At 68.1% G+C, this 21,371-nt stretch carries 17 protein-coding genes and 2 tRNA genes; 12 read left to right on the plus strand and 7 right to left on the minus strand.

Translation table 11 applies throughout. The features are described 5' to 3' along the window. Positions 1 to 82 precede the first annotated feature (82 nt). From BM349_RS15625 to BM349_RS15635, 3 genes are all read left to right on the plus strand, one after another. On the plus strand, positions 83 to 1,402 hold the full coding sequence (locus tag BM349_RS15625) for a M23 family metallopeptidase (RefSeq protein WP_254773937.1): 1,320 nt from the start codon (positions 83 to 85) through the stop codon (positions 1,400 to 1,402). Positions 1,403 to 1,468: 66 nt separating this feature from the next. Continuing rightward, positions 1,469 to 1,540: transfer RNA gene (locus BM349_RS15630), tRNA-Thr, on the plus strand. Between the two features lie 34 nt (positions 1,541 to 1,574). Continuing rightward, positions 1,575 to 1,648: transfer RNA gene (locus tag BM349_RS15635), tRNA-Met, on the plus strand. Positions 1,649 to 1,728: 80 nt separating this feature from the next. On the opposite strand, the gene BM349_RS15640 is transcribed toward BM349_RS15635, so the two are convergent. After that, on the minus strand, positions 1,729 to 2,799 hold the full coding sequence (locus tag BM349_RS15640; protein WP_091708079.1) for a pyridoxal-phosphate dependent enzyme: 1,071 nt from the start codon (positions 2,797 to 2,799) through the stop codon (positions 1,729 to 1,731). Then, the gene (locus BM349_RS15645) at positions 2,796 to 3,965 is read right to left on the minus strand and encodes an amidohydrolase (RefSeq protein ID WP_217645682.1); all 1,170 of its coding nucleotides are present in this window, start codon (positions 3,963 to 3,965) and stop codon (positions 2,796 to 2,798) included. The genes BM349_RS15640 and BM349_RS15645 overlap by 4 nt, the downstream gene beginning before the upstream one ends. Before the next feature lie 118 nt (positions 3,966 to 4,083). Here BM349_RS15645 and BM349_RS15650 point away from each other — a divergent pair, with 118 nt between their 5' ends. The 4 genes from BM349_RS15650 to BM349_RS15665 all read left to right on the plus strand — a co-directional run bounded on the left by BM349_RS15650 (position 4,084) and on the right by BM349_RS15665 (position 8,499). Then, positions 4,084 to 4,572, plus strand: coding sequence for an Lrp/AsnC family transcriptional regulator (locus BM349_RS15650; RefSeq protein WP_091708081.1), 489 nt, complete (start codon positions 4,084 to 4,086; stop codon positions 4,570 to 4,572). Between the two features lie 109 nt (positions 4,573 to 4,681). Then, entirely contained in the window at positions 4,682 to 6,061 is a 1,380-nt protein-coding gene (locus BM349_RS15655) for an FAD-binding oxidoreductase (protein ID WP_091708083.1), read from the plus strand. Continuing rightward, positions 6,058 to 7,407 carry a class I SAM-dependent methyltransferase gene (locus tag BM349_RS15660; RefSeq protein ID WP_091708085.1) on the plus strand — a complete coding sequence of 450 codons (1,350 nt, stop codon included), beginning with the start codon at positions 6,058 to 6,060 and terminating at the stop codon, positions 7,405 to 7,407. The genes BM349_RS15655 and BM349_RS15660 overlap by 4 nt, the downstream gene beginning before the upstream one ends. Before the next feature lie 99 nt (positions 7,408 to 7,506). Next, entirely contained in the window at positions 7,507 to 8,499 is a 993-nt protein-coding gene (locus BM349_RS15665) for a zinc-dependent alcohol dehydrogenase family protein (RefSeq protein ID WP_254773938.1), read from the plus strand. Here the strand turns inward: BM349_RS15665 and BM349_RS15670 are convergent. Both BM349_RS15670 and BM349_RS15675 read right to left on the minus strand, forming a co-directional pair. Continuing rightward, the gene (locus tag BM349_RS15670; protein ID WP_254773939.1) at positions 8,496 to 9,707 is read right to left on the minus strand and encodes a serine hydrolase domain-containing protein; all 1,212 of its coding nucleotides are present in this window, start codon (positions 9,705 to 9,707) and stop codon (positions 8,496 to 8,498) included. The two genes, BM349_RS15665 and BM349_RS15670, sit on opposite strands and share 4 nt — an antisense overlap. 26 nt (positions 9,708 to 9,733) lie before the next feature. Further along, the gene (locus BM349_RS15675) at positions 9,734 to 11,314 is read right to left on the minus strand and encodes a biotin carboxylase (RefSeq protein WP_091708089.1); all 1,581 of its coding nucleotides are present in this window, start codon (positions 11,312 to 11,314) and stop codon (positions 9,734 to 9,736) included. A gap of 228 nt (positions 11,315 to 11,542) precedes the next feature. Between BM349_RS15675 and BM349_RS15680 the strand changes: the two genes are divergently transcribed. Then, positions 11,543 to 11,914, plus strand: a complete 372-nt coding sequence (locus BM349_RS15680) for a PadR family transcriptional regulator (protein ID WP_091708091.1) — start codon at positions 11,543 to 11,545, stop codon at positions 11,912 to 11,914. A 2-nt stretch (positions 11,915 to 11,916) separates the two neighbouring features. After that, positions 11,917 to 13,272, plus strand: a complete 1,356-nt coding sequence (locus tag BM349_RS15685; protein ID WP_091709425.1) for a permease prefix domain 1-containing protein — start codon at positions 11,917 to 11,919, stop codon at positions 13,270 to 13,272. Between the two features lie 54 nt (positions 13,273 to 13,326). On the opposite strand, the gene BM349_RS15690 is transcribed toward BM349_RS15685, so the two are convergent. After that, the gene (locus BM349_RS15690; RefSeq protein WP_091708094.1) at positions 13,327 to 13,701 is read right to left on the minus strand and encodes an SHOCT domain-containing protein; all 375 of its coding nucleotides are present in this window, start codon (positions 13,699 to 13,701) and stop codon (positions 13,327 to 13,329) included. A gap of 242 nt (positions 13,702 to 13,943) precedes the next feature. On the opposite strand from BM349_RS15690, the gene BM349_RS15695 reads away from it, so the two are divergent. Continuing rightward, positions 13,944 to 16,310 (plus strand): arylsulfatase, encoded by a 2,367-nt coding sequence (locus tag BM349_RS15695; RefSeq protein ID WP_091708096.1) that lies wholly within the window; start codon positions 13,944 to 13,946, stop codon positions 16,308 to 16,310. An 18-nt stretch (positions 16,311 to 16,328) separates the two neighbouring features. Here the strand turns inward: BM349_RS15695 and cls are convergent, their stop codons facing one another. Further along, positions 16,329 to 17,798, minus strand: a complete 1,470-nt coding sequence (cls, locus tag BM349_RS15700; protein ID WP_091708098.1) for a cardiolipin synthase — start codon at positions 17,796 to 17,798, stop codon at positions 16,329 to 16,331. Between the two features lie 131 nt (positions 17,799 to 17,929). Between cls and BM349_RS15705 the strand changes: the two genes are divergently transcribed. After that, a complete protein-coding gene (locus tag BM349_RS15705) occupies positions 17,930 to 18,898 on the plus strand; it encodes a DUF2510 domain-containing protein (RefSeq protein ID WP_175525327.1) in 969 nt (322 codons plus the stop codon). 7 nt (positions 18,899 to 18,905) lie between these two features. Here the strand turns inward: BM349_RS15705 and BM349_RS18590 are convergent, their stop codons facing one another. Next, on the minus strand, positions 18,906 to 20,186 hold the full coding sequence (locus BM349_RS18590) for a glutamyl-tRNA reductase (protein WP_175525328.1): 1,281 nt from the start codon (positions 20,184 to 20,186) through the stop codon (positions 18,906 to 18,908). Positions 20,187 to 20,282: 96 nt separating this feature from the next. Between BM349_RS18590 and hemE the strand changes: the two genes are divergently transcribed. Next, positions 20,283 to 21,368: a uroporphyrinogen decarboxylase gene (gene hemE / locus BM349_RS18595; RefSeq protein ID WP_139230947.1), complete on the plus strand. Its 1,086-nt coding sequence runs from the start codon at positions 20,283 to 20,285 to the stop codon at positions 21,366 to 21,368. Positions 21,369 to 21,371 lie beyond the last annotated feature (3 nt).

Here is a 21,371-nt window from a genome sequence, read left to right on the forward strand (position 1 = left end):
GGCATCGCGCGCAGAGCTTCGCCGGCGGAGTGCCGAATCGATCGCCGACCGGCCGATGCCGGTGTGGGGCCGCCCGGCGCCCGTGAGCGCGCCGTCGTCGGATGCTGCCGCCGACGTGTCCGCGCCGATCGAGGCGCCCGTTGCGCTGACTGCCCCCGAGGCGCACGCCGTCCCGGACGAAGTCGAATCAACGGACGTGCCGGAGCGCTCCTCGAGCCCCTCGCTTGCCGACGCCACGCCGTTGGCAGCGGTGGTCACGGCGCTGGTCGCCGCAGCCGATGCGCCGAGCACCGCGCCGCTGCGCCGCAGGCGCCGACGCCCCGCCACCGAGCCCGCCGCCGACGCCCCGACGATCGACTCCGAGCCGACGGCTGCGCCGATGCTCGACACCGTCCTCGTGGCCGCCGAGCCGTTCGAGCTGCTCGAGCCGGTCATCGACGAGGCCCCCACCGCGACCGAGGATGAGGTCGTCGAGCCCGCGTCCACGGAGCCTGCCGTCGATGCTCAGGACGCGGCATCTGCGCTTCCCGAAGAGCACATCGATGCGTTCGAGGCGGCCGCACGACTCTTCTCCTTCACCGCGGAGACCCCGATCCAATCGGCACCCGAGCCGGAGAACGCCGCAGGCGCCGAGCAGCCGACGACCGAGCACGTCGCGACGCGTCGCAGCCGGGGCGCGGCCTTCAAGCGTGTGAGTGCCGCGTCGTTCTCGGTCGGCGTGATGGGCATCGTGGGGCTGCTCACCGTCGGGCTGACCACGCCCGCCGATGCGGTCGCCGCCGCGAACGGCACGGACATCACCAGCGCGGCGGTCGCATCCGCGAACGGAGACGTCGCACCCGGTTCCGACGAGATCCAGGCCTACGTGACCCCCGCCGAGATGCAGAGCGCCGCGATCGATCGCAACGAAACGTACTCGACCCTCACGATGGCGCAGCTCGCATCCGAGTCGGGCATCTCCAACTACTCGAACTTCTTCATCAACAACCCCAATTCGCCGATCCAGTGGCCGTTCGCGGTCGGTGTTCCGATCAGCTACGGCTTCGGCATGCGCGACGGAACAATGCACGAGGGCGTCGACTTCACTCCGGGCGAGGGTTCACCGATCCAGGCGATCGCCGACGGCGTCGTCCGCGAGTCGACCGACTCGGGCGGTGCGTTCGGTGTTCACATCGTGATCGACCACATCATCGACGGGGTGCTCGTCTCCAGCAGCTACTCGCACATGCTCTACGGGTCGCGTCAGGTCGAGGTCGGCGATCACGTCACGGTCGGAACGATCGTCGGCCACACCGGCAACACCGGACGCTCCTACGGCGCCCACACGCACTTCGAGATCCTGCAGAACGGCACCACGCCGATCGACCCGATCCCGTGGCTGCGCGAGCACGCCGGCGGCTGACCCAGGATTCAAGAGGATGCCGGTGCTCTGGTATTCTCTTCTAGTTGCCCAGGCAGGCTTGGGCACGCCCCGATAGCTCAGTGGCAGAGCACTTCCATGGTAAGGAAGGGGTCGTCAGTTCAATCCTGACTCGGGGCTCGCAGCATCCATTCGCGTGACCCGGATGCCGTGCGGCAGGGTAGCTCAGTTGGTGAGAGCGCACGACTCATAATCGTGAGGTCGCGGGTTCAAGCCCCGCTCCTGCTACGCAGAAAGCGCCCCCTTGTGGGGCGCTTTCCTCGTACAAGGGCGTTGGGGACAAGCCCCGCTCCCCGCGTCGCAGCATTTCAGTGCGCGCGGACGGGATTCGCGTCAGCCCCTTCGGTGATCGTCAACACCACGACACTGTGCTCGTCGATGCCGAAGGCACTCCGTCGCTCCGGGTCGCCGAGTACTGCACGTGCGCCGGCCAATGACGCCGCCCCGCATGGGCCGGCGTGCACGCCGTTGACGGCGAGGGTCCGCGCTGCATCCACGGCGGCATGGTCGGGGATGGCAACGGAGGCGTCAAGGCCCGCACGGATGACCGGCCAGGCGATCGTGGACGGAGTACCGCAGTTGAGGCCCGACATGATGGTCGCACCCGTCTCGACGGTGACCGGTTCGCCGGCACGGATGCTGGCCGTGATGCACGCCGCGGACGTCGGCTCCACCGCGATGACCGCAGTGCGGAACCCGCGCCCGCCGCTCCGGTAGTGCGTGACGGCGGCCTGGAGGAGAGACCCGACTCCTGTGGGCACCATGAGAAGGTCAGGACGGTCGGCTCCGAGCGCGATCAGCTGCTCGTCGACCTCGGCGAACAGCGTGTCGTAGCCCTCGACGATCCATGCCGGAACCTGCTCGTAGCCGTCCCACGCGGTGTCCTGGACGAGTACGTCCCGGTGGCGCGCCGCCGACCGAGCTGCCGCGGCGACGGCATCGTCGTACGTGCCGTCCACCTCGACGACCTGGGCGCCCTCGTCGAGGATCGCCTGTACCGCATGCGGGTGAACGCCACCGCGAGGGATGAAGATCCGGGCAGACCGGCCGGCGAGCAGTGAGAACCGAGCGACTGCCCGACCGTGGTTGCCGTCGGTCGCCGTGACGACACGCGCGCGAGCGGGCGCCGCGGAGAGGGCGCGGTCCACGGCCCACGAGGCTCCGAGCGCTTTGAACGCGGGGAGCCCGAGTCGACTCGATTCGTCTTTGGCGAACACACGACCCACGTTCAGCTCTGCGGCGACAGCTGAAAGCTCGACGAGCGGGGTCGCTGCGTAAGCCGGCAGCGACCGATGGAACTCGAGTGCCGTGCCGCTTGACGCCGCAAACGACCACGCGTGGGCGCGGGCGTTGACCACCCAGTCCGCCTCGACCGTCATGGCGCCGTCGGGGGGAGCTCGGACCGCACGAGCTGCAGGTAGAACGCGATACCCGCCTCGAGCACGTCATCGTTGAAGTCGTAGTCCCGACTGTGGAGCGGGGTACCGCCCTCGCCGACGACGGTGCCCGTGCCGAGGAACGCGAAACAGCCGGGAACCACGCGCGCGAATTCGCCGAAATCCTCACTCGCCATCCGCGGCGCGCAGTCGGCATCGACGGCAGAGGCCCCGAGAGCGGCGCTGGCTGCGGCAGCCACGACGCGGTTGCGGCCGGGGTCGTTGACCGTCGGACGGAACTCGCGCGTGTACTCGACATCGCAGGTCGCACCGTGCGCCGCTGCAACGCTTTCGGCAAGGGTGCGGATGCGGCGTTCGACGAGCCTGCTGTCCTCTGCCGTGAAGCTGCGGGTGTCGCCGCGGATGATCACTTCGCCCGGTATCGCGTTTCGTGCACCGTCCGTGATGAACTCGGTGCAGGATACGACGACGCTGCGGGACGCGTCGATGCTCCGCGCAACGATCGTCTGCAGCGAACTCACGATGTCGGCTCCGATGACCAGAGGGTCGATGACGAGGTGCGGCATCGACGCGTGGCCCCCGCGGCCATGGATGCGGATCTCGAAGTCGTCCTCTGCGGCCATGATCGCCCCGCCGCGAGTGTGGATGTGACCCGCCGGGATGCCCGGGAGGTTGTGGAGTCCGTAGATGGCGTCGACCGGGAATCTGTCGAACAACCCGTCGGCGATCATCGCGAGGGCACCGAGCCCCGGCTCCTCCGCGGGCTGGAAGACGAGATGCACCGTGCCGTCGAAGTCGTCGTCTGCGGCCACGAGTGCTGCCGCGGTGCCGAGCAGCATCGCCATGTGTCCGTCATGACCGCAGGCGTGCATCACTCCAGCATTGCGCGAGGAGTACCCCGCGCCGGTCGCCTCGTCGAGGGCGAGCCCGTCCATGTCGGACCGCAGAGCGATCGCCCGCATCGACGACCCGCGGCGCGTGCTCGCCACGAGGCCGTGCCCCCCGATCCCGCGATGCACTCGCCAGCCGAGCCCTGCAAGGACGCCGGAAAGAAAGTCGGCCGTCTCTTCGACATCGAAGGCGATGCCTGGATGTTGATGGAGCTCTCGCCGCCAGGCTCGGGCCTGGGCGGTCGGGTCGTCAGTCACGATTGCAATCCTCAGCTCGCGCAATGATCATGTCAACCGAATTGGACGATCCGTGTCCGGTAACTGCCACTGACGCAACGACATTGCGCTGGGCGGGGTCGTGGGTCAGGATCGAACCATGAACGAGCTCCAGGATGACATCGACCGGGAGCTCGTGATCGCCTTGCAGCAGGATGCACGCCTCCCGCAGTCAGCGCTCGGAGACCGCGTCGGGCTGTCGGCCGCGGCCGTGAACAGGCGACTGCGTCGACTGATGACCGCAGGAGTGATCACCGGCGCGGCAATCCAGGTGGCGCCGGAACGGGTCGGCCGCCCGGTGACCGTGATCGCGCAGATCGCCCTCGAGAGTGAGCAGCCCGAACTGCTGGACCGCGTTCGTGCCGCGCTCGTCGACTGCGCTCAGGTGCAGCAGTGCTACTACGTCGCCGGCGAATGGGACTTCGTGCTCGTGCTGATCGTCACCGATATGGCCGAGTACACGCAACTCACACGTGACCTCTTCTTCGCGGATTCGAACGTTCGCCGATTCAGCACCCAGGTGGTCATGGATCGCGCGAAGGTGTCGCTTGCGGTGACCCCGGCTCCTCTGGGGCGCTCAGCCGTCTGACCGAACGATCTCCACGTCGCAGACGTCCGGCCGCCCATGAAGCGGTGGCCTCGACGGCCCCGCCGGCCGGTCCCTTCACCTGAAATCGACGGCGGACTACCGTGGAGGCGTGTCCGCTACCGCAACCGACGCACGGACCGCTCACGCCACGGGCGTGGAGCGTCTTCTCGAGAGCTATGCGGCCGTTCCGGCGACCGCGCCGATCCGGCTCGCGAAGCGCACGTCCAATCTGTTCCGCACACGCGAATCCACGAAGGTCGGCGGTCTGGATACATCGGGGCTGACGCACGTGATCTCGGTCGACCCCGCGGCGAGGACGGCGGACGTCGCCGGGATGTGCACGTACGAGGATCTCGTCGCCGCGACCCTGCCCCACGGACTGTCGCCACTGGTCGTGCCCCAGCTGAAGACGATCACCCTCGGCGGTGCCGTGACGGGGCTCGGGATCGAGTCGACGTCGTTCCGCAACGGACTGCCGCACGAATCGGTGCTCGAGCTGGACATCCTTACGGGCGCGGGCGAGATCGTCACCGCATCACCCGCCGAGCACGCCGACCTGTATCGCGCCTTCCCCAATTCCTATGGCACCCTCGGCTACGCGGTTCGGCTCCGCATCGAGCTCGAGTCGGTGGAGCCGTACGTTGCGCTCACGCACGTCCGATTCCACTCGCTGGCCGAGCTGGTCGCAGCGATGGATCGCATCGTCACGACCGGTCGCTTCGACGACGTCCGGGTCGATTACCTCGACGGCGTGGTCTTCAGCGCCGAGGAGAGCTATCTCTGCATCGGCGTGCAGACCGCCGCATCCGGACCGGTCAGCGACTACACGCGGCAGGAGATCTACTACCGATCCATCCAGCACGACGACGGCGCGAAGACCGATCGCCTCAGCATCCACGACTATCTGTGGCGATGGGACACCGACTGGTTCTGGTGCTCGGAGGCGTTCGGGGCGCAGCATCCGCTGATCCGTCGATTCTGGCCGCGCCGGTACCGCAGGAGCAGTTCGTATTGGAAGCTCATGCGGCTGGAGCGGCGGTTCGACATCGGCGACCGCCTGGAGAGACTGCACGGACGCCCTCCGCGCGAACGTGTGATCCAGGATGTCGAGATCCCGATCGAGCGTTGCGTCGAGTTCGTCGACTGGTTCCTCGCGAACGTGCCGATCGAGCCGATCTGGCTGTGCCCGCTGCGACTGCGTGACGAGGACGGCTGGCCGCTGTACCCGATCAGCCCCGACCGGACCTACGTGAACGTGGGGTTCTGGTCCACGGTGCCGATCGGGGCCACCGAGGGCGAGACGAACCGGGGGATCGAGCGGCGGGTCAGCGACCTCGACGGTCACAAGTCGCTGTATTCGGATGCGTACTACGCACCGGACGAGTTCGACGCGCTCTACGGCGGCGCAACCTACCGAGACGTGAAGCGCCGGTACGACCCCGACTCACGACTGCTCGACCTGTACGCGAAGGCGGTGCAACGGAGATGACGACGGAGGAACGCTCGACGGCGGATGCGGGTGCCGAAGAGCCGGCGGATGCGGTCGCATCGACTGAGACGGGGAAGCTCACCCTCGCCCAGGTGCTCGAGATCTTCGCCGGCGGGCGCCTGCCGCTGAGGATCACCGCCTATGACGGCAGTTCGGCAGGAGCTGCGGACGCGCCGTTCGCACTGGATCTGAAGACGCCTCGCGGCACGACCTACCTCGCGACCGGCTTCGGAGATCTGGGGCTCGCGCGCGCGTACATCGCGGGCGACATCGACATCCGCGGCGTGCACCCGGGCGATCCGTACGAGCTGCTGAAGGCGCTCGCCGAGAGCCTCGAATTCAAGCGGCCCTCTCCGATGGTCATGGCCCAGATCGTCCGCTCGATCGGTGTCGAGCACCTGCGGCCGATCGCGCCGCCGCCGCAGGAGGTTCCGCCGCGCTGGCGGCGCGTGGCCGCCGGCCTCCGGCACAGCAAGTCCCGCGACGCCGACGCGATCCACCATCACTACGACGTGTCGAACACGTTCTACGAGTGGGTGCTGGGACCGTCCATGACCTACACGTGTGCGTGCTATCCGCGCCCGGACGCTTCGCTCGAGGAGGCCCAGGAGAACAAGTACCGCCTCGTCTTCGAGAAGCTGCGCCTCCGGCCCGGCGACCGGCTGCTCGATGTCGGATGCGGATGGGGCGGCATGGTGCGCTATGCCGCCCGTCAGGGAGTCAGGGCCATCGGCGTGACTCTCTCGCGCGAGCAGACGGTCTGGGCCCAGCACGCCATCGCAGAGCAGGGACTCGGCGACCTCGCCGAGGTGCGCTACGGCGACTACCGCGACATCGCGGAGAGCGGGTTCGATGCCGTGTCGTCGATCGGGCTGCTCGAGCACATCGGAGTGCGCAACTACCCCTCGTACTTCCGGTTCCTGCAGTCACGCATGCGGCCGGGCGCCCTGCTGCTCAATCACTGCATCACCCGCTCCGACAACAAGACGGAGCCGTCGGCACGCGGTTTCATCGACAGGTATGTCTTCCCGGACGGGGAGCTCACCGGTTCGGGCCGCATCATCACCGAAGCGCAGGATGCCGGACTCGAGGTGCTGCACGAGGAGAACCTCCGCCCGCACTATGCGCTGACGCTGCGCGACTGGTGCTCCAACCTCGTCGAGCACTGGGATGAAGCCGTCGACGAGGTCGGGCTCCCTGCCGCGAAGGTGTGGGGTCTGTACATGGCCGGATCCCGGCTCGCCTTCGAGACCGGTGGGATCCAATTGCACCAGGTGCTCGCGGTCAAGCCCGACGCGCTCGGCGGCGGCGACGACCTGCCGCTGCGGCCGTGGTGGACGCCGTAGCCCCTGCTCCTGCGCTCGACCGGCCTTGCAGCCGTCTACGATCGCTTCGTGCGGGCGATCCAATACGAGGCTTACGGTGACACTCCGACGCTGGTGAGCGTGCCCGCGCCACAGTGTCCGGACGACGGCGTGCTCGTCGAAGTCCGAGCGACCGGAGTCTGCCGCTCGGACTGGCACGCCTGGCAGGGCCACGATCCGGTGCCCCTCCCGAACGTGCCCGGACATGAGTTCGCCGGGGTGATCGCCGCCGTCGGGCCGCGGGTGTTGACCCGACGGGTGGGCGAGCGGGTCACCGCTCCGTTCGTCTGCGGCTGCGGGCGATGCGAATGGTGCGCCGCCGGCGAGGCGCAGGTGTGCCCGAACCAGTCGCAGCCCGGGTTCACGATGCCCGGGTCGTTCGCTGAGCTCGTCGCGGTGCCGGCGGCCGACTTGAACATCGTTCCGCTGCCCGAAGACCTCGACTTCGTCACGGCCGCGTCGCTCGGGTGCCGGTTCGCCACCGCGTACCGTGCCCTGACCGTTCACGGCAGGGTGAGCGCCGGAGAGTGGGTGGTGGTCCACGGATGCGGGGGAGTGGGGCTGTCGGCCGTGATGATCGCCTCGGCCCTCGGCGCCCGAGTCGTCGCCGTCGACGTGTCCGCTCCCGCGCTGGAGCTGGCGCGGACGTTCGGCGCCGAGGCGACCGTCGAGGCGGGGACCGATGTCGTCGACCGGATCCTCGACATCACGGGCGGCGGCGCGAGCGTCTCCCTCGACGCCGTCGGCTCCACCGCGACGGCCGTCGCGTCGGTGTCATCGCTGCGCCGGCGGGGCAGGCACGTCCAGATCGGACTGCTGCTGGGCGATCACGCGGCACCTCCGCTGCCGATGGGGCAGGTCGTTGCGAACGAGCTGGAGATCTACGGTTCGCACGGCATGGCCGCGCGTGACTATCCGGCGATGCTCGACCTCGTCGCCTCGGGGCGCGTGCGACCCGACCTTCTCGTCGGCGCCGTCATCGAGCTGGAGGATGCCGGGGCCGCGCTCGCCGCGATGAGCCGTCCTCCGACGACGGCCGGGGTGACGGTCATCCGGATGCCGCCACCGGCCTAGGAGCCCAGCGCCCAGGATGCCGCGTCGAACGCCCGGATCGTCCACAGGAGCTTCTCGCCGTCCTGAGGCGTCGGCCACGTCGAGAGCTTCGCCGCCACGACGCCGGTGGCCCGATTGATGTACACCATCTGGCCGTGGATTCCGAGGGCAAGGGCGACGTCGGCGGACGCGCCGGGGAACCAGAATCCGTTCCGGTACATGCCCCCGGTCATGAGCGTCGGTTCGCTGGCCGCTGCGAACGCAGCGCGCGAGTCGGGCCCTCCGGCGAACGTGTCCGCGACCCACGCGGGCGGCAGCACCGAGACGCCGTCCAGAGCGTGACCGTCGCGCAGGAACAGCGAGCCGAATCGGGCGAGGTCGCGCAGCGTCGCCGAGCAGCCCCCGTCGAACATTCCCGAGCCCACGGAGTCGAGTCCGACGCTCGCGTCGTACTCCGCTCCCATCGGCGCCCACAGGCGCTCCGACATCACGTCTGCCGGGTGGGCGCCGGTCGCGCCGGCGATCACGAAGCCGAGGGTGTCGGTCTCACAGGACTTGTAGTCGAAGCGCCCGCCGTGCTCGCGCTCCTGCTCGAGCGACGCGAGGAATCCGAGCAGCGTGTCGGGCACGTCCTCGTGCGTTCGCGGCGCCCAGCCGATCGCCTCCTCGAGCAGACGCACCTCCGCCGTCTCGTCGAGGTAGTCCTCGGAGAAGCGGATGCCGGTGCGCATGTCGAGCAGATCCCGAACGGTCGCGCCACGGTAGCCGGAGTCGGCGAGCGCCGGGACGTAATCGGTGACCTGCCGCTCGGCATCCAGTTCGCCCGTGCCGGTGAGGCAGCCCGCGGTCGCGGTGGTGAGCGATTTGCTCACCGACATGAGCAGGTGCACGCTCTCGGGAAGCATCGTGCCGGTGTACTGCTCGCCGATGACGACGCCGTCCCGCGTGAAGATCCATCCGTCCGTGAAGGTCGAGTCCATCACCTCCGCGAACGAGGCGGATCTGTCCTCCCACGGGTGGGCGACCGGGATCGCGCCGAGGTCCTGCGGCGCGTACCCGAAGGCGGTCGCGCGGGGGCCGCGCGGGATGATCGCGACGGGCAGGAAGGTCGCGATGTTCTGCATCGACCACGCGAGGTGCTGCGGCGACTGCCACTGATCGAGCGCCGGCTGCTGCGCCGCGCTGGAGATTCCGCCGATCGGTCCGGATGAGTCGTCTGCCGAGAACACCTAGCTACTGTGCCACATGCGCGCCATCAGACGCCCTTCGCGGCTGCGGGGCCGCGCTCCGGGGCGGCGTGGTCGATCGGCGTCGCGGTGTACAGGGCACGGATCGAGTCGATGAAATGCGTCGCGCGGATGGTGAGCGCGCCGCCCTTCGTCTGCAGCCTGCCCTTCGTGACCAGGATGCCGAGATCCGCACCCTTCCACCGATAGTCGCCGGCACCGTAGACGCGCAGGAAGAACGCCTCGCCTTCGCTGTTGAGCAGGTGCCAGTCCAGCTCGGCGTGCGAGAACACCAGCGCGCCGCTCTCATCGACGACGTAGCGACCGGTCTGCGGCGCGGAGTCGATCCGCTCGACGTCCGAGCGCGTGTGCTTGATGACCATCGTGCTCCACTCGTCCTCCGACGCGAGCTCCTCCCATCGGTCGTTGATCTCGGCGACGTCCAGCTCGAACTCCACGCCCGCGTACTCGAGCAGGTGGAAGACGAACAGCGGAACGTCGGCATACGCACCGGCAGTGACGTTGGTGGTCGCGGACGCGCCGCTCACCCGCGGATTCAGCTCCCCGAGGTAGACCTCGCCGCTGTCGGTGTCCACCAGGACGTCGACTTCGAAGAAGCCGCGATACCCCTCGCCGCCCAGCCGGTTGCCGAGGCGTTCGACCAGGGATGCCGCCTTCCGCCGCGTCTGCTCATCGAGGACGTCGGGGAACATCTCGTTCCCCGACCACCCGCCCCGATACGGCGTGAGGGCCTTGTGGCCGGTGATCTCGGTCATGAACGGCCCGACGACGGTGCCGTGCCTGGTCAGGACGGCCTCCACCGCGATCGGGCGGTTGTTGATCCGCTTCATGATCTTGACCTCGACACCGAGGACATCATCGCCGATCTCGTCGAACTCCTCCTCCGAGGTCACGAAGAACGTCGTCTTGCCCGAATCGCCGTACGCGGTCTGGATGACCAGGTCGGTCCCGAGCTTGGCTTTCTTCGCTGCCGCGGCGACGTCATCCCACCCACCGACCGTCGTCAGGACGTTCGGCACGCTGGGCACGCCGACCTCTTCGCCGAGCTGCGTGGTCACGATCTTCGAGTCGAGGCGTTCGCGCAGGTCGGCGGACGGCAGGATCAGGTCGTAGCCGAGCTCGTCGCAGATCTGCTCGGTCTCGTTGTCGAAGAACACCATCACGATCTGCGGACGGACCCCGACCGGTGTGCGCCGTGCGATGTGCGCACGCACCTCCGCGTTGCGCAGCAGCCAGTTGTTGATCTCCTCACCGGATTCGAATTCGATGTAGGGCTTGTGGGCGGGGCTGAACACGCGCGGATGCGCGCCGTTCCAGGCGTCGTAGTAGGTGATGTACGAGAATCCGCGCACCCATCGGTCCAGGCCGAGAAGGTTGAATGCGGTGGCGCCGACGAAGTACACCGGCTGCGTGCTGGTGCGGAAGTGATGGCGGATCTCGGACATGTTGCGCAGCGCGTGCTGCGCGCCCGTGGTCTTGGCGGTTCGCGCGTTCGCGGTCCGTCGTGCCGGCTTGGGAGTCGGGGCGATCTCCTGAGCCGGATCCTTGGTGGCGGGCTTGCGGGGTGCTGGAATCGGTATGCGTGCCATGGAGCCCTCCGTTGCGCTCAGCGTTCGCTCGGGGAATCGACTGCTGCGCGATCCGGTCCTGCGGCGAACGGCTCGATCCATAGTGGTCTCGCATCCGAGGCGGGGTCAACAAGGCGCACCCGACCCGGTGGTCACCGGTCGCATCGGCGCAGAGTGCCTTGGAGTTCCGTATACCTTGTGGTTCTATGTACCTAGTACTTCTAGGTATGCACCCGGTGAGGAGAGCCCATGCACATCGGCAAGGACCTGGTGGCCGCAGCGGCCACCCCGCTCGTACTCGGCATCCTCGCCGAGGGGGAGTCGTACGGGTACGCGATCCTTCAACGCGTGGATGCGCTCTCCGAGGGCGAGCTGACCTGGAGCGACGGCATGCTGTACCCGCTGCTGCACCGGCTCGAGCGGCTCGGGTACGTGGAGTCGGCATGGCACGCCGCTCCGTCGGGACGGCGGCGCAAGCACTACCTGCTGAGCGCTGACGGTCGCGCGGTGCTGGCGGAGCAGCGCAGGCAGTGGAACGCGGTGAGCACCGCTCTGGAAAAGGTGTGGAAGTCGGCATCCGACTCGACGGCACGCGTCGTCGTCAGCCCGGCGGGAGCGTGACCATGGCGGATCAGGATGCGCAGCTCGAGTCCCAGATAGCGGAGTGGCGAGAGTTCCTTCGGCGCAGGCAGGCGGTCGCCGGTTCGGACGTCGACGAGCTCGAAGGCCATCTTCGAGACCAGGTCGATGACCTCGTGCGGGCGGGTCTGACCGGCGATGAAGCGTTCTTCGTCGCCATCAAGCGCATCGGCAGTCTCCATGAGCTCTCGCGACAGTATGCGCGCGAGCACTCCGACCGGCTCTGGAAGCAGCTCGTGGTCGACGATGCACCGAGCATCGGGCGCCGACCTCGCCCGCTGTATGTCGTCGCGGGCCTGGCGGTCGGGGCGGCGCTGGCCGTCAAGGTGCCGGCGCTGTTCGGCATCACGTTCTCCGGCGACCCGGAGTTCTACGGACTGAACATCGGCCTGCTCGTGCTTCCGTTCCTCGCCGCATACTTCGCGTGGACGCGCCGCGCGTCGGCGACCGTGATGATCGTCGTGGCCGCCGTGTTCGCCGTCACGGCCGTGATCCTCAACATCTATCCGTTCGCGCCGCAGGGCATGACGGTCGTGCTCGCCGCGGCGGCGTCCCTGGTCGTGCTGTGGCTGGCCGTGGGCATCTCCTACGCCGGCGGGCTGTGGCGGTCGGACACCACGCGCATGGACTTCATCCGGTTCACGGGGGAATGGGTCGTGTACTACACGCTGATCGCGCTGGGCGGCGGTGTGCTGGTGGCACTCACGATGGGGGTCTTCGGCGCGATCGGGCTCGACGCCGGGCCGATCGTGGAGGAGTGGATCATCCCGTGCGGCGTCGCGGGCGCCGTGCTGGTCGCCGCGGGGCTCGTCGAGGCGAAGCAGAGCGTGATCGAGAACATCGCTCCGGTGCTGACGAAGGTGTTCACGCCGCTGTTCACCGCGATGCTGCTGGCATTCGTCGTGGCCGCGCTGATCCAGCGCGACCTGCTCGGCACCAGCAGAGACCTGCTGATCATCTTCGATGTCGTGCTCGTCGTGGTGCTCGGACTGCTGCTCTACTCGCTCTCCGCCCGAGACCCGGAACGCGGCCCGGGCTGGTTCGAGCGACTGCAGCTGCTCATGGTCTCGAGTGCGATCGTGGTCGACGTCCTGGTACTGGTCGCGATGGTCGCGAGGATCAGCAGCTTCGGGTTCAGTGCCAACAAGGTCGCCTCGCTCGGGCTCAACGTGATCCTGCTCGTGAACCTCGCGTGGTCGGCCTACCTGCTGATCGGCATCCTTCGCGGGACGACGCGACCCGCGCGCCTGGAGAAGTGGCAGACCGGATACATCCCCGTCTACCTGGCGTGGGCGCTCATCGTGATGATCGTCTTCCCGCCGGTCTTCGGCTTCGTCTGAAGACATGGGAAGACCCCGCAGCCTGAGTGCGGCTGCGGGGTCTTCCAGGGTGCTCTACGCGAGTGCCTTCGCCTTCAGGGCGTCGTACTCGGCCTGCGTGATCGCGCCGGAGTCGAGCAGCTTCTTGGCCGACTCGATCTCCGAGGTGGGCGAGGCGCCCGCCACTTCGCGGATGTAGCTGTTCTGGGCCGCCTGGGCCTGCGCGGCCTCGGCCATCCGGCGCTCGGTCATGCTGCGTCCGCGGGCGATCAGGTAGATGAAGGCGGCGAGGAACGGCAGGAAGACCAGGAAGATCACCCAGAGCGCCTTGGCCCAGCCGTTCAGGCTCGGGTCACGGAAGATGTCGATGATGACGGTGATGAAGATCCAGATGCATGCGATGAGGATGTAGACCCAGAAGATCCACACGAGGAATTCCCAGAGATTCACTTTGCACAGCCTTTTCTTTCGGGGGCGGCGAGGTCGCAGCCGATGATGTCCTCAACGTATCGACCTGCAGCCTGCCGCCGCATCATGCGGAAGGGGTGACTTCGCGACGGCGCGTGCTCGCTCCGGTGGGCGCCTCTGGTTCCCGCCCGGCGATGGCGGCTCATCACCCGATTCGAATGACGCGCACACGGCGGGAACCCGGTTGGCTGGCACAACGCCGAGTCGCCGTCGAAGGAGCTCTCATGAATCCCGATCGCCATGCCCGCACCATGCTGCCGATTCCCGACCGCCCGGCCCCGGGGCTGACGACATATGACGCCAAGGATCCGGATACCGCGTACCCGCCGATCGAGCCGCTGCTCCCACCGGAGGGCGCCCCGAACGTGCTGATCGTGCTGATCGATGACACCGGCTTCGGTGCCTCGAGTGCGTTCGGCGGACCGTGTCAGACCCCGAACGCGGAGAAGCTGGCGGCCGGCGGTCTGAGCTACAACCGCTTCCACACCACTGCTCTGTGCGCGCCGACGCGCGCAGCCATGCTCACCGGTCGCAACCATCACTCGGTGGGAATGGGCAGCATCACCGAGACGGCGACCTCTGCACCTGGGAACAGCTCGCTCAAGCCGAACACGAAGGCTCCGCTTGCGATGACCCTCAAACTGAACGGGTACTCCACTGCGCAGTTCGGCAAGTGCCACGAGGTCCCCGTCTGGCAGTCTTCGCCGATGGGTCCCTTCGACGCCTGGCCCTCCGCGGGCGGCGGATTCGAGAAGTTCTACGGGTTCATCGGCGGTGAGAACAATCAATGGGACCCCGCCTTGTACGACGGCACGACCCCGGTCGAACCGCCGGCGACACCCGAAGAGGGCTATCACCTCACCGAGGATCTCGCCGATCACGCGGTCACCTGGATCCGCACCCAGAAGGCGCTGATGCCTGACAAGCCGTTCTTCGTGTACTTCGCGCCGGGCGCGACTCACGCACCCCACCATGTGCCGACCGAGTGGGCAGACAAGTACAAGGGGAAGTTCGCCGACGGGTGGGACGCGCAGCGCGAGAAGACCTTTGCGCGCCAGAAGGAGATGGGGGTCATCCCCGCCGACGCTCAGCTGACCCGGCGTCACGATGAGATTCCCGCCTGGGATGACATGCCCGCCGAGCTGAAGCCGGTTCTGGAGCGCGAGATGGAGGTCTATGCGGGCTTCCTGGAGCACACGGACTTCCACGTCGGCCGGGTGATCGACGCCATCGACGACCTCGGCGTGCTCGAGAATACGCTCATCTACTACATCATCGGCGACAATGGCGCGTCTGCCGAAGGCACCCTCAACGGAGCGTTCAACGAGATGGCCAACTTCAACGGCATGGCCGCACTGGAGACCCCCGAGTTCATGATCTCCAAGTTGGACGAACTCGGTACGCCGTCCTCCTACAACCACTACGCCGTCGGCTGGGCGTGGGCCATGGACACACCTTTCCAGTGGACCAAGCAGGTCGCCTCGCACTGGGGCGGCACCCGAAACGGGACGATCGTGCACTGGCCGAAGGGCATCAGCGAGAAGGGCGGGCTGCGTACGCAGTTCACCCACGTCATCGACATCGCGCCCACGATTCTGGAAGCCGCCGGGCTTCCCGAGCCGACCATGGTCAACGGCGTCCAGCAGTCGCCGATGGAGGGCACGAGCATGCTCTACACGTTCGACGAGCCCGATACTCCGGAAAAGCACGACCTGCAGTACTTCGAGATGTTCGGCAACCGCGGCATCTACTACAAGGGCTGGAGCGCGGTGACCAAGCACCACACGCCCTGGGAGATGGTGGGTGCCGTGCTGCCCGCCTTCGACGACGACGTGTGGGAGCTCTATGACGGCAGCTCGGACTACAGTCAGGCGCACAACCTGGTCGCCGACAATCCAGAGATGCTGGCCAAGCTCCAGCGCCTGTGGATCATCGAGGCCACGAAGTACAACGTGCTGCCGATCGACGACCGGGGTGCCGAGCGGCTGAACCCCGAGATCGCGGGTCGCCCGACTCTGATCCGCGGCAACTCGCAGCAGTTCTTCGCCGGTATGGGCCGTCTGTCCGAGAACAGCGTGGTCAGCATCAAGAACAAGTCGTTCTCCGTGACAGCCGAGCTCGACGTGCCCGAGAGCGGGTCGGAAGGCGTGATCATCGCACAGGGCGGACGCTTCGGCGGGTGGAGCCTGTACGTCAAGGACGGAAGGGCCAAGTTCGTCTACAACCTGCTGGGCATCCACGAGTTCGTGGCCGAAGCCGGCTCTCCGATTCCGGTGGGCACGCACCAGGTTCGCATGGAGTTCGCGTACGACGGCGGTGGTCTCGCGAAGGGCGGCGATGTCACGCTGTACTACGACGGAGAAGCGGTCGGCAGCGGACGGGTCGCAGCGACGCAGGCGATGGTCTTCTCGGCCGACGAGACGACCGACATCGGCTACGAATCCGGCACTCCGGTCAGCGCGGACTATACGCCGCAGACCAGTCGCTTCCGGGGCAGGATCCACTGGGTGCAGATCGACCTCGGCGATGACGACCACGATCACCTCATCGATCCGGGTGAGCGGATGCGCGTCGCGATGGCACGCCAGTAGCGGATGCCGCTTCTGCGGTCAGTTGACCGCCGAAGTGAGGCGTGCCAGGCCGTCGAAGAACGTCGACTTTAAGGGCTCCTTGCGCCATTGCTCGAGAGTGAGCTCTCGACCTGCGTCGCGGTAGCCCTGCTCGACCTCCCGCATCGCGGCGACGAACGTCCTTCCATGCACGAGCAGTGACGACTCGGCGTTGAGGCTGAACGAGCGGATGTCCATGTTGCTCGACCCGATGAACGCGATGTCTTCGTCGATGGACATGTGCTTGGCGTGCAGGATGTAGGGCGCCGGGTACATGAAGATCCGCACACCGGCCTCGAGCAGATCGCTGTAGTACGAGCGCTGGGCGTGGTACACCAGCCCCTGGTCGCCGATCTCCGAGACGAACAGCTGCACCTCGAGGCCGCGCTGGCACGCGGTGGTGATCGCGTAGACCATCGCCTCATCGGGGACGAAGTAGGGGCTGGTGATGATGACCTTGTCGGTCGCGCCGTAGATGAGCGAGAGGAACATGCGCAGGTTGTTCTCGGTCGGGTAGGCCGGACCGCTCGGCACGACCTGGCAGACCAGCGCGTCCGGCGACGTGCTGCGGGTCAGCTCGTCCGCGGGCACGTGCTCGCTCTCGAGGAACTCGCCCGTCTCGATCATCCAGTCGGAGAGGAAGACGGCGTTGACGGAGGCCACGACCGGGCCGGTGAGCCTCGTCATGAGCTCCTGCCATTGCAGTCCGCGCTTGATGTTCTTCGGCGAGTCGTACGTCCGGGCGATCAGGTTCTGCGAGCCCATGAAGCCCACCCGGCCGTCGACGACGACGAGCTTGCGGTGGTTGCGGAGGTCGGGACGCTGATACTTGCCCTTGAAGGGCTGGACGGGCAGCATCCATGACCATTTCACGCCGATGCGATCCAGTTCCGCGAAGGTCTCCTTGCTCCCGGGGATCTTTGCGGAGGGCAGGTGGTCGGCCAGGAGCCGGACGGTGACGCCGCGAGACACCGCGCGCTCCATGGCGGAGAAGAACCCGCGGGTCGTGTCATCCCACGCCACGATGAAGAACTCGACGTGGACGAACGTGGTGGCGGTGTCGATCTCGGCGGCCATCGCGTCGATCGAGCCCTGGTAGTCGCCGAAGAGGGTGGCGCTGTTGCCGCCGACCGCGGGCAGGGCCGTGAGAGCGAGGTTCTGATCGACGACCCGCTGGAACCAGAGCGGCCAGGTCGCCGCCTCCGCCGGCTCGTTGCGGCCGGCGACCCGCTCGGTGATCAGCGCATTGATCTCCTGCTGGGCATCACGGCGCTTCTTCGGCAGCCGGAAGCTTCCGATCAGCAGGAACAGCAGGATGCCAACGTACGGTATGAGGAAGATCGCCAGCAGCCAGGCCATGGCGGCCGTGGGCTTGCGCCGCCTGGGGATGATGATGAGCGCCGCGATCTTGATCCCGAGGTCGACCAGGAACGCGATGAGCCAGACGAGGTTCGTTGCAGAGGTGTCCATTTGGGCGTCACGCTATCGGCTCCGGGGAGCGCAGACGTCATCCCATGAGGACGAAACCGCGACGTGCGGCTCGGATAGGCTCGGTCTGCGACCGGAGACCACGATGGCTACGGCGTGAGAGGGACGAGCGCATGGCTACGACACCGCCCGGCTGGTACGACGACGGACGCGGCGCGCTGCGCTGGTGGGACGGCGCGCAGTGGACCGAGCACGTGCAGACGCCCGATCCCGAGCCCGAGGTCGATCAGCCGGTCATCGCCGAGGAGCCTGCGGCCGGAGAGCCTGCAGCGGCGGAGACCGCGCCCGTGGCACCGGCCGCCGTGGATCTCACAGCCGAAGGCCCCGCCACCGCCGCCGAGCCTGCCGAGCCCGCCGAACCCGCCGAGACGATGGACACCCTCCTCGCTCCGGCCGTCGACCCGGCGCCGACCGCGGAGGCAGCCCCCTATGCCGCCCCGACGCTGGATGCCGGCACCCCTTACCCCGGGGCGGCGCCCGGCGCACCCGCCGACGGATATGCCCCGTCTGTTCCGCCCGGATACCCCGGTGGCTTCCCGGGCGGGTCCGCGCCTTCGGGTGCCTTCATCTCCGCGACAGAGCCGAAGAAGTCGAAGCTGTGGATCCTGTGGGTCGTGCTCGGTGTCGTCATGCTCGGTCTCGTGATCCTCGCGGCGGTGCTGATCCCGGTCTTCATCGGCATGTTCAGCACCGGTGCGAGCAGCGGAAGCACGGGCGATGAGCAGGCGGCTGTCGCCGCGGTCGAGCTGTACGACGACGCGTGGGGCACGGCGGACTGCGACAAGTTCCAGCAGTCGACGACCGAGGCGTTCCGCGAAGTGCTGCAGCTGACCGACTGCGCGTCGTTCACCGCCGCTTCGCAGGGGTTCATCGACTCGGTCGAGGGGTACGAGCTGACGGTCACGTCGGTCACGACGGATGACGACGTCATCACGGTCGTGACCTCCGAGACGTACACGAGCATGTTCGACGAGGACGGCAATCCGACCGAAGAGCCCGTCCCGTACGACGATCACTACGCGTACGTCGTGGTGCCCTCCGACGGCGGCTGGGCCATCGACGGCGCCGACAACGCACCCTGAGTCGGGATCAGGCGCTGCCCGCTTCGGCGGCGCCTGACTCCCCGACCGCGGGACGCAGCGGAGTGACGGTGCCTGCCTCCGGAGCGGGATCGATGCCGAACACGGCGGCGAGGCCCGCTTCGAAGTGACCGACGCGGCCGCCTGCGGCGAGATCACGGGCGCGCTGCGTCGGATCGTGCAGGAGGGCGCCGGCGAAGTGGCGCAGTGCCTCGGTGACGGCGGCCGCCTGCTCGGGCGGGACCGACTTCGACGCGAGTCGAGTCAACTCGCTGTCCAGTGCGTCGAAGACGTGCCGTCGCAGGGCGACGATCGCGGGTGCCGCGACCTGCTCGGCGGCGAACGCGCCGGCGGCCGAGGAGACCAGCTCTCGCGCCGTGGCGTCGGGCGCCAGCATCGGCAGGCGCGCATGCGTCGCGATCAGCTCGAGGTCCATGAGCTCGACCCCCGGCAGCCTGCCGACCGCGGGATCCACGTTGCGGGGGAGTCCCAGATCGATGATCGTGCGGCGTGAGTCGTCGGCGATGTCGTCCACGCCCACCGAGTAGGTGTTCGTGCAGGTGATGACGACTTCGGCCTTGGCGACTGCCTCCCTCAGATCGTTCTCCGCGCGCACGCCGTACCGATCGGAGAACTGCCCGGCCCGACCCGTGAGCGAATAGACCGCGAGCTCCGAGACCCCCAGCGTGCGCAGGGCTGCGACCGTGGTCGCCGCGTAGTTTCCGGTGCCCACGATGAGGGCGCGCGTCTGGCGCCAGTCGGTGACGCGGGTGCCCGCGAGCTGGAGGGCGAACTGCACGAGCGACCTGCCCTGCTTGCCGATCGCCGTCGCCGCCCGCACGTCGCGCGAGACCTTCGCCGCGCGCTGGAATGCCGTGTCGAGCTCGGGCGTCGTGGATCCGGTCTCGCGGGCGGCCTCGTAGGCGCGCCGTACCTGACCCGCGATCTCCTCTTCGCCGACCGCGATCGACTCGAGCCCCGACGTCACAGCGAAGAGATGGTGCAGCGCAGGCGCGCCGGCCAGCACCTCCGCGCGACCTCGAAGCGTGTCGTTCGGGAGCCGGGCAGCGCCGGCGAGGGTGCGCAGAGTGGCCTCGGCGATGCTCGTGTCGGCGCCCGGGGGCACGTCCAGGTAGGCCTCGACGCGGTTGCAGGTCGCGACGAGAACGGCCCCGTGCGCGCGTCGGTCGTCCAGAAGTGCGGTCGGCGAACTCGCGGTCACAGCCTCGGAGAGGCGACCGAGAAGGTCGAAATCCGCTGTCCGATGAGACACGGAGACGCAGAGCAGCACTGTTCCATGGTACGGAACTGTCGCCGCACCCGGCGTCGGAGCGAAACACGGCGGCACGGAGGATGCCGAACCGTACGCCCCGCGAGCAGTGGGAGGATGGTCTATATGTCTTCTCCCGTGTCGCACCCGCTCGGTGACGGTCGGACCACCTCCTCGGCGCTGATCACCGCGCTGCGCGGTCGGCGTCCCGAGCGCACCCCGGTCTGGTTCATGCGCCAGGCTGGGCGCAGCCTTCCCGAATACCGCTCCCTCCGCGTCGGCACCGCGATGCTCGACGCGTGCCTGAACCCGGAGCTTTCGAGCGAGATCACCCTGCAGCCCGTGCGGCGACACGGTGTCGACGCGGCCGTGTTCTTCAGCGACATCGTGATCCCGCTGCGTCTGGCCGGCGTCCCCGTCGAGATCGTCGCAGGGCGGGGCCCGGTGCTGGACTCGCCGATCAGAACCGCGTCCGACATCCTCCGCCTGCGACCCATCGATCCCGATGCGCTCGCACCCATCAGGGAGGGCGTCGCGCGGACGGTCGCCGAGCTGGGCGGCACGCCGCTCATCGGTTTCGCCGGTGCGCCGTTCACGCTGGCCTCCTATCTGGTCGAGGGCGGTCCGTCCAAGGATCAGCTGCGTGCGCGCAGCCTCATGGTCTCTGACCCGCAGGCATGGGCGCAGCTGCTGAACTGGTGCGCCGACGTGTCGGGCGCGTTCCTTCGAGCCCAGGTCGAAGCGGGCGCGAGCGCTGTGCAGCTGTTCGACTCGTGGGTCGGCTCGCTGTCGCGCCATGACTATCAGCGCCGGGTCGCTCCGCACTCGCGCCGCACGCTGTCGGCGCTGCGAGGCCTCGACGTTCCGATCATCCACTTCGGGGTCGGCAGCGGCGAGGTGCTCGACCTGATGGCGGGCATCGGGGCCGATGCCGTCGGCGTCGATTGGCGAACCCCGCTCGACGAGGCGTCGCGCCGGCTCGGCGGCGACGTGGTGGTGCAGGGCAACATCGATCCGGCGTGGCTGACGGCACCGTGGGAGAAGCTCGAGGCCCATGTGCTGGACGTGCTCGAGCGGGGCATGGCCGCGCCCGCGCATGTCGTCAACCTCGGTCACGGCGTCCCGCCCGACACCGATCCCGACGTGCTCACACGCATCGTCACCCTCGTCCACGAAGCGTCGGTCGGCGCCGTCGCCGTCTGACAT

Origin of the sequence: Microbacterium sp. cf046 (genome assembly GCF_900114345.1) — a bacterium.
In the GTDB taxonomy this organism is placed as follows: domain Bacteria; phylum Actinomycetota; class Actinomycetes; order Actinomycetales; family Microbacteriaceae; genus Microbacterium.

Bases quoted from the DNA above. Each gene is read 5' to 3' on its own strand.
- BM349_RS15640 (WP_091708079.1), bottom strand. From the start codon at position 2,799: ATGACGGTCGAGGCGGACTGGGTGGTCAACGCCCGCGCCCACGCGTGG.
- BM349_RS15650 (WP_091708081.1), top strand. From the start codon at position 4,084: ATGAACGAGCTCCAGGATGACATCGACCGGGAGCTCGTGATCGCCTTG.
- BM349_RS15660 (WP_091708085.1), top strand. From the start codon at position 6,058: ATGACGACGGAGGAACGCTCGACGGCGGATGCGGGTGCCGAAGAGCCG.
- BM349_RS15675 (WP_091708089.1), bottom strand. From the start codon at position 11,314: ATGGCACGCATACCGATTCCAGCACCCCGCAAGCCCGCCACCAAGGAT.
- BM349_RS15680 (WP_091708091.1), top strand. From the start codon at position 11,543: ATGCACATCGGCAAGGACCTGGTGGCCGCAGCGGCCACCCCGCTCGTA.
- BM349_RS15685 (WP_091709425.1), top strand. From the start codon at position 11,917: ATGGCGGATCAGGATGCGCAGCTCGAGTCCCAGATAGCGGAGTGGCGA.
- BM349_RS15695 (WP_091708096.1), top strand. From the start codon at position 13,944: ATGAATCCCGATCGCCATGCCCGCACCATGCTGCCGATTCCCGACCGC.
- cls (WP_091708098.1), bottom strand. From the start codon at position 17,798: ATGGACACCTCTGCAACGAACCTCGTCTGGCTCATCGCGTTCCTGGTC.
- BM349_RS15705 (WP_175525327.1), top strand. From the start codon at position 17,930: ATGGCTACGACACCGCCCGGCTGGTACGACGACGGACGCGGCGCGCTG.
- hemE (WP_139230947.1), top strand. From the start codon at position 20,283: ATGGTCTATATGTCTTCTCCCGTGTCGCACCCGCTCGGTGACGGTCGG.